Raw genomic sequence first — 12,594 nt, forward strand, 5'->3', positions numbered from 1 at the left:
TGCCGATGACCCAATCGTCTGCGTTTCCTGCACGGCAGTTTAAGGGCCTTGTCCTGGGGCGAGATGCCGCTCGTTTTTCACCTCTTGTGTCTGCGCTCCTTGCTGTCCCTCTCCTTGCGGCCCTGTCACTTGGTTTCGTTTACCCAGTCGCCAAGCTCGTGAGCCTTAGCCTCACCAATGGTGGCGAGACCTACAGGCGAATATGGGACGATCCGCTTTATGTGAAGATCCTCCTCGACACGCTTGCAACAGCGGCGATGGTCACGGGTTTGTGCCTGATGCTGGGCTATCCTGTCGCAATCGCGATGGCGAAACTACGCGCAAAGTTCGCCTTCGCGATCGCGGCGTGTGTGTTCGTACCCCTTTGGACATCTGTCCTGATCCGCTCCTATGCATGGATCATCCTTCTTCAGCGCAACGGGCCGATCAACAACTTTCTTCGCGATCAAGGCCTTATCGACGGCCCTTTGAAGCTGCTCTACACACACGGTGCCGTCTTACTTGGCATGACCCATGTGCTGTTGCCATTTGCTATCCTGCCTATCTTTGCGACCTTGAAAACATTGTCACCCGATTTCGGCCGGGCGGCCGCAAATCTTGGTGCCAACACGGCTCAGACGTTCCTACGCATCATTCTGCCATTGAGCCTGCCGGGGGTCTTTGCCGGTGGACTCTTATGTTTCGTGCTGGCGCTCGGCTTCTATATCACGCCGGCGTTGTTGGGTGGGCCCAGCTCCATGCTGATGGCGACCCTGATCGGCCAACAGACCACCGTACTCCTCGACTGGCCCTTTGCGGCGTCCTTATCGACCGTCCTGCTCGCCGTAACACTGATTATTGTCCTCCTGTTCCGCAAGGCGCTGTCACTCAACAAAGGATTTCACAGTGTTCGTTGATAGAAAAATCAGCCGGTTTCCCCTTGCGAAAAATCATCTCGTTGCGGGGAAGAGTTTCGCTGGATCCGGATTACGAGCAGGGCTCAAAGTGCTCACCGTTCTAAGCGTTTTGTCGATCCTGTTTTTTCTCATACTGCCGACACTGATGATCCTGCCGATGTCGCTTAGCACGTCGACGCATCTGCAGTTCCCGCCCCAGGGATTGACGTTTGACTGGTACATCGCCTACTTCGGGGATCCCGACTGGATGGCTGCAACCTGGTTCAGTCTGAAGATTGCCATCGCCACGTCCTTGACCGCCACCGTCATTGGGACAATGGCCGCTCTGGCGATTGAGCGTGGTGACCTGCCCCTAAAGGGTCTGGTTAACGCCTTGGCACTGGGACCGATGATCGTCCCTCACATCGTGCTCGGCATTGCACTCTACCTGGTGTTTGCTCCCCTCAAGCTAACCGGCACACTGCCGGGGTTTCTGACAGCACATACCGTTCTAGCAGTTCCATTCGTCATCATCACCGTGACGGCTGCACTTAAGCGGCTGGATCCAGCTCTCGAACTTGCGGCACTCAATTGCGGAGCCAACCGCTGGCAGAGCTTCTTCCATGTCACGCTTCCCAATATCAGGTCAGGCGTGGGCTCGGGCGCAGTCTTTGCCTTCCTCGCCTCTTTCGACGAGGCAACGGTTGCCTTCTTCATCTCGGACGTTGGCGGGAAAGCCATTGGTCGCAAGATGTTCGAAGACATTGATTTCAATCTCACGCCGATCATCGCAGCTGCGTCCAGCGTCACTGTAATTGCCTCCCTGTTGCTGATCGGTCTTACGCAGTTTGTCACCAAGGCCAAAACGCCCCCGAAAAACGAAGAAGGAGTGGAATATCCATGAAGATCAGCAATATCTTCGGCCTCACCATGAGCTTGGTCATCAGCCTCGCAACGGTTCATCGTCCGGCATTGGCCGCAGAGCCAGTCGTGATCGCCTCGACCGGTGGCGCGTATGATCGAGCATTGAAGGAAGCCTGGTTCGATCCTTTCACTGCCGAGACCGGGATCCCCGTGACGATTGTGTCTGCTACCAATGCAGAAATGCGTACCAAAGCTTCGGCAATGGTGAAGTCCGGTAATGTAACCTGGGATCTCTATCTCGAAGGCGAGATCCAGGCGGCTTCGGAGGCGCATAGACTGGTCACGGAAGACCTTACGGCGTTCTGCCTCCCCTTCTCCACAAAAGCGGATCTGGCGAAGAATGCTTGTGCCGCCGGCGGTGCACTTGTGCAGTCGACGGCGACGCTTTTGGCATACAGACTGAAAGAAGGCGCCACGCGGCATCCGCGGACATGGGCCGATATGTGGGACACAAAGTCCTTTCCAGGTGGCCGTGCCTTCCCAAACTTTGACGATCCGTGGAGGGTTCTGGCCGCAGCTCTTCTCGCGGATGGCGTGGAAAGGGACAAGCTCTTCCCGCTCGATCTCGATCGCGGATTTGCCAAGCTGGACAAGATCCGTGACGAGGTCACGGTATGGTGGAAAACTGGCGACCAGAGCGTACAGGGGTTTCGAAACGAGGAGTATGATCTTGGTCAGATCTGGTTGACGCGAGCAAGGGCCATGAAAAATGACGCATTGCCGATCGGCTGGTCCTATGAGGCATCATTCCTGGTCGGGGACCGTGTGGCCCTTGTTAAGGGCGCCCCCCACCGGGACAATGCGTTGAAGCTGATTGCCTACTGGCTCGACAACCCTTCTGTTCAGGCGAAGGCCTGCGATGTGCTGTCGTGCACGCCGCCGAGCACGGAGGCGCTCGCCCTCATGTCCGAGGCCACTCGACAGTCAATGCCCACGGCAGAAGACATCCGGAATCACGTCATCATACCCGACGCGGCATGGATCAACGCCAATTCAGCGACGCTTCTGCAGCGCTGGAACAGTTGGGTTCGTTAATTCCCACTTCGCCGGTGGCCGGGTGTCTGTCGGCTACCGTCAAAGAAGGGCCAGGCGGTGTAAACATTGGCTGGCCTGACGGTTGTCAGGCGCTGGAGGCGAGCGAGACCGATGTCGAAGCTGGTAACGATCTATTCGCAAGATCCGGATTTTTACATGCTGATGAGCCATATCCTAGGGACCGCGGGTTTCGATGCATTATCCGCCAACGGCCTCGATGCAATCTTGGCTGCCCCACTCAAGAGTGTAGTGGCGATACTCGTAGACACGAGCGACGGCATCGACCGCGTCGCCCGCTTTTGCCAGGAGGTGAAAGCCCATGGGCTCACAAGCCATCTTCCAATTGTAGCCCTCATCCCTGCCAGCCACGAACGGAACTATCTACTTTTGTTGAAATCAGGGATAGACGAAGGATTTATGCGACCTGTTTCTCCTGAGCGTATCCTCTTCTTCCTGCGTACCTTGGGTGAACCTGGCAAGAACCCGCATGTGGTCGCGTCTCGACTGGGTGATGTCTCCTATTTTGGCGATCTGGAGATTGATCAACAAACGCGGCTTCTAAAGAGCGAACATCGCAGCGCCCATCTCAGTCCCATCCCGTTCAGCCTGCTCAGGCGGCTTCTGAAAACCCCCGGTCACGTGGTCTCACGGGCGGAACTGATCGAAGCAGCATGGCCGGAATTAACCCATGTAAGCGCTCGGACCGTCGACGTACACATAGCCAATCTCCGGCGTGAAATTTCTGCGATCACGCGCCGCGCCACCATTCGCACCGTCCGCTCAAGCGGCTATGCACTTGTGAGAGACGAACTCTGCAGCTGAACAATCGGTCCTTTAAACAATCTTGAAGTTTTCTTTGTGAAAGCTTCGTTGTCATGGCGGGCAATCCGAGGCCAAATACTCGCGAAGGTAGCGAGGAAGGCCATCATGAGCACAACAGATCAGCTACGGGGCAGCACGAGCGACAGGCCCCGATTCCGCAACACGGCACTTATGATCGATGCCGCCGGCGCAAATTTTGAGGCAGCCCATTACCAAGGAATAATGGCTCTTTATGCAGCGCCCGGACCAGGCCGCACTGTCAGGCTGACTGGCGAAGACAGAGAAATCAGTGATTTCGTTCGCTGCTCCTATCTTGGCCTTGATAATCATCCTGAGATCGTCACGGCAGCAGAAAAAGCTGTGCGCGATGCGGGTACCCTGCATTGGTCATGTGCAAGGACACGGCTCAACTTCAGCATTCTGGGCGAACTCGAAGAAAACCTGTCAGATCTCTTCAAGGCTCGGGTCATTACCTTCACCACGGTGCTCGCTGCCAATATGAGCGCTCTTCCTCTGCTCGCGTCCGGGCATCTGACTGACGGGGAAAAACCTCTTGTCGTCTTTGATAAGTCTGCCCATGCGACGCTTGCCCAACACAAGGCAACCGTTGCTGGTGAGACGAAGGTCGAAACAATTGAGCACAACGACATGTTCGCACTGGAGGCTCTCTGCCGAAGCCATCGGTGTGTCGCTTATGTCTGTGATGGCGTTTATTCCATGGGCGGCAGCGCGCCCTTGGCGGCGTTGCGCGCTTTGCAGCAACGCTACGGTCTGTTTCTTTACATTGATGACGCGCATGGGATCTCGCTCGTGGGGGAGAACGGCGCAGGCTTTGCAAGATCGGAGTTCTCCGAGCTTGGCGAGCGAACTATCGTTGCAGCCTCGCTCGGCAAAGGATTTGGCGCGTCTGGCGGCATTTTGATGTTAGGCACGCCCACGCAAGAACTCCTGTTTCGCCGCTTTGCCGTCGCTCATGCCTTTTCTGCGTCGCTCAATACGGCCGCGATTGGGGCGGCACGGGCTTCAGCGATGATCCACAGAAGCGCCGAGCTTTCCGATCGACAGAGGGCCTTGCGGGCGAACCTCTCCCTGCTGGATCAGTTGCTGCCGACCCGTGACAGCACCGAGGATCTGCCAATCCGCACGATCCGATTTGGTGACGCATTGATCTCCGTAGCGGCGGCCCGCCAACTTTTGGCGCTGGGCTTTTATACATCGGCCATCTTCTTCCCGACAGTCGCCCGGGGCGATGCCGGACTTCGTATCTGCCTGACGGCTTCTCACACAGAGGAGCAGATCCGCGGTCTCTGCACTGCAATTGAGGGCATCAGGGCAGAAATTCGCGACGCGCATGCATAAGCGAGAGACCATCGACGAAAAGGGTCGCCGTTTATCGGCAGTAGAAATAACTTGCCTGAAATGGGTTGCCGAGGGGAAGTCGATCACGGAAACAGCAGTGATAGAAGGTGTGAGTTCAAGCTCCGTTGGTCATCATCTGACCTGTGCCCGTCACGCGCTGGGAGCATCAGATATCGTTGGGACGATTTCCACTGCAAGAAAGCTTGGTTTAATCTGAAGTCGACTGCGCTAGGACAATGAAGTCGATCAGGGCAAGCTTTGGCTTTTTTGCCGACACCCGCCACCTAGGCATTGCGGCACCAGATTGACAAGGCACCCTTGCTGAAATCGCAGGCCCTCAATTTAATTCATAGCTGGCTTGCCGGTGAAGTGAACGAGGCCGGCGGGTTTCCAAATCTGGAGCAGCACAGCGTCACGGCTCGGTAAAATCCCGTGAATGAGGCCCATGTGTGCGCTACTTCATCTCATCACTTTAAGATGAGCCTTGACTGGCAATCTTCGTCGAGCCTTCAAAGGCCGCAGCTTCAAGCAGCCGTCGAGATAGTCGATTGATCGTCTGATTACGATTACGGATGCCCCGCCAGAGACTGCTTCTCCCGATGGGATCAGTTCGTGAGGCTCACCGCCGGAAATTTACAAGTCTCGGCATCCCCAAAACAAGGTAAGCGATAACCTCTGTAGCCTTGGAATGGCACTTCGAAGGCAGGCCAGGAGTGCGCCCGAGGGCACGCCATTCGAGCGGGCGCTATGTACCAAGGATTAAAAGGCGTCTTGACGCCGAAGGTCGGGTCCGTAGCGCTGTTTGAGACTATTACCAATGATAGAATTACGGACTCTTTACACCTTAGGCTTACCGGGTACCGGAATATTCCCAGTTTGGGCTTCTGCCTTGCGTAACTCGGCGAGATCCATATGAACGGCGCATCTTTTCTGCTGGTGGTCAATTTTCTCGTGGCCATGTCCTTCTGTGCGGTGTTCATCGTCGTTGCCAAGAACAGTCGATCGCGCAGTGCAGCCATCTGGATTGCCGCAGGATTTGGCGTCGCTTCCCTGTCGGCGCTTTGCGAACTTCTGGTCGCCTATACAAGCCTGACGAAGGTCTGGGCCCTCGGTGCGTTTGCCACGGTTCTCGTCGGAATGGTCATGTTGAAGGTCGGCATCGGCGAGCTCTATCACCGGCAGTTTGATCGAAGGCTCATCGCTGTGTTCACGGGAGCGAGCCTCATACTCGCATACATGATCTACGATTTGCCCAGGGGGACCTCCACCCACGCCTTTCTGTATCAAGCACCCTTTGCGGTCGTCGTTCTGACAAGTGCCTGGATGGTGCTGTCTTCAAACCGGCGCATGACCGTCGATCGCTTTCTCGGCGGACTTCTTTTGATTACCGGACTGCATTTCATCGGCAAAGCGGCCTTGGCCGTCGCGGTGGGCTCTGGTGGCGTGGCCAAGAATTATATCTACTCGAATTACGCGCTCGTTTCCCAGAGCTCCACTGCGGTCCTGATGGTCGGGATCGGGCTGACCCTGCTGGCGGCCCTGATCCTGGAAATCTTAATGGATCAGAGAACAGAATCGGAGATTGATCTGCTCTCTGGTGTTGCCAACAGGCGGGGCTTCGATCGTCGAGTTAGAAATCTGTTGCAGCAGACGCCGGGCACCACGCATGCCGTGGTGCTCTGCGACATGGACCATTTCAAGCGGATCAACGATACGTTCGGCCACGCCACCGGCGACCGCGTCATCGAGGGCTTTGGACAGCGATTGCGGACATGCGTTCCCGATGACGCGGTTGTCGGCAGGATTGGAGGAGAAGAGTTCGCGATCTTCTTGCCGGATACGCAGCCTGACATCGCCATGCGTCTGGCCGAAGATTTGCGCATGGAGACGGGCAAGATGGCCGGTTTGCCGGACAGCCTGAAGGTCACCGCAAGCTTTGGAGTGGCCTCCGTTTCGGCCGGCGGCGATCTCACGGAAGCATTCCGACAGGCCGACATTGCCCTTTATGCGGCCAAGAATGCCGGCCGCAACAGGGTCAAGCTCGCCGACCCAAACCGCGTCAGGAAGACTGACAACATGCTCCATTAGCTCTCTTTTATGAAGGTGCTTCGCCAGAGGCATCTGACAACATCCGCAGACCCACTGCTTTGCAGTCATGCATGGTTCCAAGATCGCGCCCTCCGCTGAATTCCGCCTTTGCCCATCTATGAGCGAAAAACATCGGTCCATGAGATTTTTTCATGCGATGGTAGAGCCGTCCCGATTGACAGAGCGAGGGCAATGAACTCAACTAATGTTGTCAGACATCTTACATAACAGGGAACATGGTCTGGCGGTTCAACAGGAGGACTGTCGTGAAAAAGTTCATCACTACTCTGGCAGCCGGCGCTGCTGCGCTCGTCTTTGCCACCGTTGCCCATGCCGGAGCGACCCTCGACCGCGTCATGGAAAAGAAGGCCATGGTGGTCGCAACCAATAGCGGCTGGCCGCCGCAGAGCTATCTCGACGACAACAACGAGATGGTCGGCTTCGACATCGACGTATCGCGCGAGATTGCCAAACGCCTCGGCGTCGAGGTGAGCTTCGAGACGCCGGAATGGGCCACGCTGACTGGCGGTCACTGGCAGGGTCGTTACGATCTCGGCGTCGGCTCGGTGACGCCCACCAAGGCCCGTGCCCAGGTCATCGACTTCGTCGGCATCTATTACTACAGCCCTTATGTTTATGTCGTGCACAAGGACAGCACGGCGAAGACCGTCGAGGATCTGAAGGGCAAGGTCATCGGCGTAGAGACGGCCACGACATCCGAAGACTTCGTCAATCGCAAGCTCGAAATCGATGCGCCGGGGCTTCCGCCGATCGAGTATAAGCTGGAGCCGGGTGAAGTTCGGACCTTCGCCGATTCGATGCTGCCATTCGACGATCTGCGCCTTGGCGACGGTGTGCGTCTCGATGCAGTCATCGCGCCTGAGCAGACGGCCATGAATGCCATCAAGAACGGTTATCCGCTGCGCATGCTCGAAGGCGAGCGCGCTTTCAGCGAGCCTCTGGTGATCATTGCCGAAAAGGGCGATGCGGAATGGACCGCAAAGGTCGGCGGACTGATCGAGGATATGAAGAAGGACGGCACGCTATCTGCGCTCACCACCAAGTGGTACGGCAAGGACTATAGCGCAGACTGAACCGGACAACGCGTGCGGAGAAACTCCGCACGCCCTGCCAATTCCACGCGGTGCTTCATGAATTACCCCGACACCTATTACGCAAGAACGCTTGCGGAGCGACGCGAACGTGCTGCGCTTTCCGGTTCCGTTGACTGTGACACGGTCATCATCGGCGCGGGCCTTGCGGGCCTTACCACTGCCCTGCAGCTGGCGCGCGGCGGCCAGAAAGTGGTTGTTCTGGAAGCCAAATCGGTAGGCTTTGGCGCATCGGGTCGCAATGGCGGTTTCGTCAGTGGCGGCTATTCGACCGGCCACGAGCAAATCGCCGGACGGTGTGGTGCAACCGCGGCTGACCGGCTGTACCAACTCTCCCTCGAGGGCGTTCAGTTCGTGCGCGAAACGATCGCAGCGCTCGGTATTGCCGGCACCGATCCGATCGACGGCGTCACCAGCGTGCTGCGATATGATGATGGCGAAAGTCTGCGCGGTTACGCCGAGGCGACCAATCGCGCCCATGGTCAGAACCTGACCTATCTAGATACCCAGGCCGTGCGCACGGTGCTGAAGTCGCAGCGTTATTTTCACGCCGTCCGCGACCCGCGCGCCTTTCACATCCACCCATTGAACTATCTGCGCGGCCTTGCGACGGAGATCGAGCGCCTGGGGGGTATCATCTACGAGAACTCCGCTGCCTCAACCACGGAGCTTTCCGGGACTGAAAAGCAGGTGCGCACCTCTGACGGGATGGTGCGCGCCCGCACGGTCGTCTTCTCGACAGGTGGATATACGACCGGGTTGAACGCAAAGCTGAAGCAAGCCTTTCTGCCCATTGCCACCTATGTGATGGTCAGCGAAGAGGCACCCGACCTGATTGCTTCAGCGATTGCGACCCGCGACGGTATCGGCGACAACAGGCGCGCTGGCGACTATTACCGCCTCGTCGACGGCGGCAAGCGACTGCTGTGGGGCGGTCGCATCACGACGCGTGCGGCGTCGACCGCAGGCATTGTTGATGAGCTGCGCCGCGAGATGACCGGCACCTACCCACAACTGGCTGGTCTGAAGACCGAGATCGCCTGGTCGGGACTAATGTCTTATGCCCGTCATCTGATGCCCCAGATCGGGGAAATGCAGCCGGGTGTCTGGCACTGCACCGCCTTTGGTGGCCATGGCCTGAACACGACGGCAATTGGCGGCAAGGTGGTCGCTGAAGGCATTCTCGGCCAAAGCGATCGCTATAAACAGTTCCAACCCTTCGGCCTGGTGTGGGCGGGCGGCATGGCCGGACTTGCGGTTGCCCAACTTACATATTGGAAGCTCCAGGCGCAGGACTGGTGGCGGGAACGAGCCGCCTGAAAGGACCACACGCATGATCGGTCGTCTTCTCCTGACTTATCCTGAGACCTCGCGCCGCGTCGGCGGGCTGGCGCTCCTCCTGGTGGTCACTGCCAGTTTCTATGGGCTGGGGATCAGTTCTGCCTGGATTGGACGGTTCATTCCGGCAAGTGCGGCGTTTATAACCGATAATCAGGTGGCAGGTCGTGTCCTTTCCTCCCTGCTGCTTGCGCTCGCCATCTGGGCCAATTGGCGTCTCTTGCATCTCCTGAAGACCAAGACCCAGCAGACCATCGCGGTCTGGTGCGAATTGTTCTTCCTGCTGATGCTGTTCTTCTACTCCTTCGACCTGTCGTTCGCCTTCATCGCCAAAAAGATCGGCTTCCTGATTACGCAAGGGGTGACCACGACCCTCTTCATTTCCGCCATATCGATCCTGATCGCCACCGTCATCGCCATGGCGGGCGCGATTGCCAAGCTTTCCCGCAACGGCGTCGTCTACGGACTTGCCACCTTCTACACCTCCCTGTTTCGCGGCCTGCCTCTGCTCATGCAGATCTACATCATCTATCTGGGTCTACCCCAGGTGGGCTATGTCATCGGCGCGGTCCCTGCCGGCATCCTAGCGCTGTCGCTGTGCTACGGCGCCTACATGACCGAGATTTTCCGCGCTGGGATTGAAAGCATCTCGCGGGGCCAGACCGAAGGGGCGACGGCCCTTGGACTGAGCCCCAGCCAGACCATGGCTCTCGTCATCCTGCCCCAGGCCATGCGGGTCATCATTCCGCCGACGGGCAACCAGTTCATCGCTATGCTGAAGGATTCGTCCCTCGTCTCGGTCGTCGGCGTCTGGGAAATCATGTATCTGGCCCGCACCCAGGGTCAGACGGAGTTCCGACACATCGAGATGCTGATCACGGCATCGATGATCTACTGGGTCCTTTCGATCGGTCTTGAATTCCTGCAGTCACGGATCGAGGAGCGCTTCGGACGCTTCAACGTTCGCTAGGCGCAGCTACGATCGGCCGCCTCCTCGATGGCCGCCTTCGGGACCGAGCCAGGCCATAACTCTAGACGGGTAGGCCTGTCACTTGCGAACCAGGCTGAAGGTGAAATGGCTGCCGCGATGATAATCGACAGCGTAGATCACCGGGTCGCCTGCAGCATTAAAGCAGGTTTCGGCAATCAGGAGTGCCGGGCCGAAGTCGGCAAGATCGTGCCGCTGTACGACGTCTTCTGGCAACAGCACGGCCGAAACCTTGGCTGCCGACATGCGTGGGCGGTTGCGATACTGTTCCATCAGGTTGAGCAGCGAGCCGCTCCAGTCGATGTCGTAGAGCTTGGCCGGGATAATGGCGCGCGGGACATAGTCGATGCAGTAGAGGATCGGCGCGTCGTCATTCAATCGAAGCCGCTCAATGCGGATAACCCTTCCATCCTTGCCGAGCCTCAAGGCCTCTGCGACCTCGGCGGATGGACTTTCTTCCGAAATCGAAAGAACCTTGTTGATCGGCTTGTAGCCATAGTGGCCGGCCATGGCCGTCACGCTCTCAAACACGGTGATCGGCCGGTCGACCTGAACGGCTGACATGGCGGAAACGAAACGGCCGCGGCCATGTTCGACATAGATGATGTCGTCCTGCTCCAGGAGTTTAAGGGCCTCACGGAGCGCAGGCCGTGAGATCTTGAACCGCTGGGTCAGTTGGGCTTCCGTCGGCAACTTGTCGCCCGGATGCAAGCCCTCCTCGCGGATCAGTTCGGCGATCCGGTCGCGCAGCTGGATGACCAGCGTTCTGGTATCGCGGATAGGTTCGTCCAAGACAGCCTCTGTGTTTCGCCTGACTGTTCTTGTCTGACAAAGGTGGGAAGGTCAAGCACCCCCTCTCCCCGACGTCATGCCTCCAGTTGCGGGTCGAGAGCCGTTTCCGCTTGCCTCTCCCCGCTTGACGCGCGACGTCAAAGATGTCAGTTGTCTTACAACATTGTCGGCCGTTTCGGCGACGACCCCTGAGACTGGAGATCGCAGATGCTGAATTTTGACGAAGACCGTTTCCTGAAGATCCAGGGAGGCGCCGTGGCGTTGCGCCAGCGGCTGGATGCTGTCATCGGGCAATGCCTCTCGGCTGGTGCGGAGAACATCTTCTTCCTCGGCACGGGCGGCGCCGCCATCCTGATGCAGCCGGCCCTCCAGCTTCTGCAGCGCAGCTCCCGCTTTCCCGCCTACATCGACCTGCCGGCGGAGCTCGTTCTCACCGGCTCGGCTCATCTGACGGAAAAGTCGATCGTCGTGATGCCTTCGCTGTCTGGAACCACCAAGGAAAGCGTTGCCCTTCTTGCGCGGTTGAAGGAGATCGGCGCGACGGTCATCACCCTTGTCGGCCACGAAAACACCCCGCTTGGCCAGGGCGGAGATCATGTCTTCGTCAACTTCGCCGAAGATGACACCTCCTGCGAATCCTTCTATCTGCAGTCTCTGTTCATCGCACTTTCGATCCTCCACCATCGAAACGAGATCAGAAACTACGACGAGATTGTCACAGAACTCGACCGCCTTCCGGCCCTGTTGCTCGAGGTAAAGCGGGCCTATGAGCCGAAGGCGGAGAACTTCGCCCGCAAGCTTGCGGCCTCCGACTATCACATCATCACGGGCGCCGGGAACGTCTGGCCGCAGGCCTTCTATTATGGGATGTGCATTCTTGAAGAGATGCAGTGGATCCGCACGCGCCCCGTCCATGCCTCCGACTTCTTCCATGGCACGCTCGAACTCATCGACAAGGATGTGAGCCTTGTCCTGTTCAAGGGCGAAGACGACTTGCGTCCACTCGCCGAGCGGATCGAGAACTTTGCCCCGACCTATACGGAAAAGCTGCTGGTCCTCGACACCGCTGCATTGGATCTTCCAGGCATCTCCAAGCCGGTCCGCGCTCTGATCTCGCCGATTCTGCTGGCGACCGTTCTGGAGCGCATCAGCGCGCATCTTGAGGTGATGCGGAATCATCCCCTGACCACACGCCGATACTATAAACGCGTCGCCTACTGATCGGCGTATGAGGATGTCGGGTGGGCCCTGCCGTGTCTTG

11 protein-coding genes are annotated in these 12,594 nt (G+C 57.9%); 10 read left to right on the forward strand and 1 reads right to left on the reverse strand.

Going from position 1 to position 12,594, the window contains the following annotated elements; translation table 11 throughout:
* The first annotated feature begins 5 nt into the window (after positions 1 to 5).
* The 9 genes from FJQ55_RS22000 to FJQ55_RS22045 all read left to right on the forward strand — a co-directional run bounded on the left by FJQ55_RS22000 (position 6) and on the right by FJQ55_RS22045 (position 10,523).
* Positions 6 to 896 (forward strand): ABC transporter permease, encoded by an 891-nt coding sequence (locus tag FJQ55_RS22000; protein ID WP_140832077.1) that lies wholly within the window; start codon positions 6 to 8, stop codon positions 894 to 896.
* A gap of 145 nt (positions 897 to 1,041) precedes the next feature.
* Positions 1,042 to 1,779 carry an ABC transporter permease gene (locus FJQ55_RS22005; RefSeq protein ID WP_140832231.1) on the forward strand — a complete coding sequence of 246 codons (738 nt, stop codon included), beginning with the start codon at positions 1,042 to 1,044 and terminating at the stop codon, positions 1,777 to 1,779.
* 26 nt (positions 1,780 to 1,805) lie between these two features.
* Positions 1,806 to 2,834, forward strand: a complete 1,029-nt coding sequence (locus FJQ55_RS22010) for an ABC transporter substrate-binding protein (protein ID WP_246085248.1) — start codon at positions 1,806 to 1,808, stop codon at positions 2,832 to 2,834.
* A 111-nt stretch (positions 2,835 to 2,945) separates the two neighbouring features.
* Complete coding sequence (locus FJQ55_RS22015; protein WP_140832081.1) at positions 2,946 to 3,656, forward strand: winged helix-turn-helix transcriptional regulator; 711 nt, start codon at positions 2,946 to 2,948, stop codon at positions 3,654 to 3,656.
* Between the two features lie 105 nt (positions 3,657 to 3,761).
* Positions 3,762 to 5,015, forward strand: a complete 1,254-nt coding sequence (locus FJQ55_RS22020; RefSeq protein ID WP_140832083.1) for an aminotransferase class I/II-fold pyridoxal phosphate-dependent enzyme — start codon at positions 3,762 to 3,764, stop codon at positions 5,013 to 5,015.
* Positions 5,016 to 5,927: 912 nt separating this feature from the next.
* Positions 5,928 to 7,103 (forward strand): GGDEF domain-containing protein, encoded by a 1,176-nt coding sequence (locus FJQ55_RS22030; protein ID WP_140832087.1) that lies wholly within the window; start codon positions 5,928 to 5,930, stop codon positions 7,101 to 7,103.
* Between the two features lie 266 nt (positions 7,104 to 7,369).
* A complete protein-coding gene (locus FJQ55_RS22035; RefSeq protein WP_425467576.1) occupies positions 7,370 to 8,197 on the forward strand; it encodes a transporter substrate-binding domain-containing protein in 828 nt (275 codons plus the stop codon).
* Positions 8,198 to 8,254: 57 nt separating this feature from the next.
* The gene (locus tag FJQ55_RS22040) at positions 8,255 to 9,535 is read left to right on the forward strand and encodes an NAD(P)/FAD-dependent oxidoreductase (RefSeq protein ID WP_140832091.1); all 1,281 of its coding nucleotides are present in this window, start codon (positions 8,255 to 8,257) and stop codon (positions 9,533 to 9,535) included.
* A 13-nt stretch (positions 9,536 to 9,548) separates the two neighbouring features.
* Positions 9,549 to 10,523 (forward strand): amino acid ABC transporter permease, encoded by a 975-nt coding sequence (locus tag FJQ55_RS22045; protein WP_140832093.1) that lies wholly within the window; start codon positions 9,549 to 9,551, stop codon positions 10,521 to 10,523.
* Between the two features lie 78 nt (positions 10,524 to 10,601).
* On the opposite strand, the gene FJQ55_RS22050 is transcribed toward FJQ55_RS22045, so the two are convergent.
* Positions 10,602 to 11,333 carry a GntR family transcriptional regulator gene (locus FJQ55_RS22050; protein ID WP_140832095.1) on the reverse strand — a complete coding sequence of 244 codons (732 nt, stop codon included), beginning with the start codon at positions 11,331 to 11,333 and terminating at the stop codon, positions 10,602 to 10,604.
* A 207-nt stretch (positions 11,334 to 11,540) separates the two neighbouring features.
* On the opposite strand from FJQ55_RS22050, the gene FJQ55_RS22055 reads away from it, so the two are divergent.
* A complete protein-coding gene (locus FJQ55_RS22055; protein ID WP_140832097.1) occupies positions 11,541 to 12,554 on the forward strand; it encodes an SIS domain-containing protein in 1,014 nt (337 codons plus the stop codon).
* Positions 12,555 to 12,594 lie beyond the last annotated feature (40 nt).

It is taken from the genome of Rhizobium glycinendophyticum (assembly GCF_006443685.1).
GTDB lineage: Bacteria > Pseudomonadota > Alphaproteobacteria > Rhizobiales > Rhizobiaceae > Allorhizobium > Allorhizobium glycinendophyticum.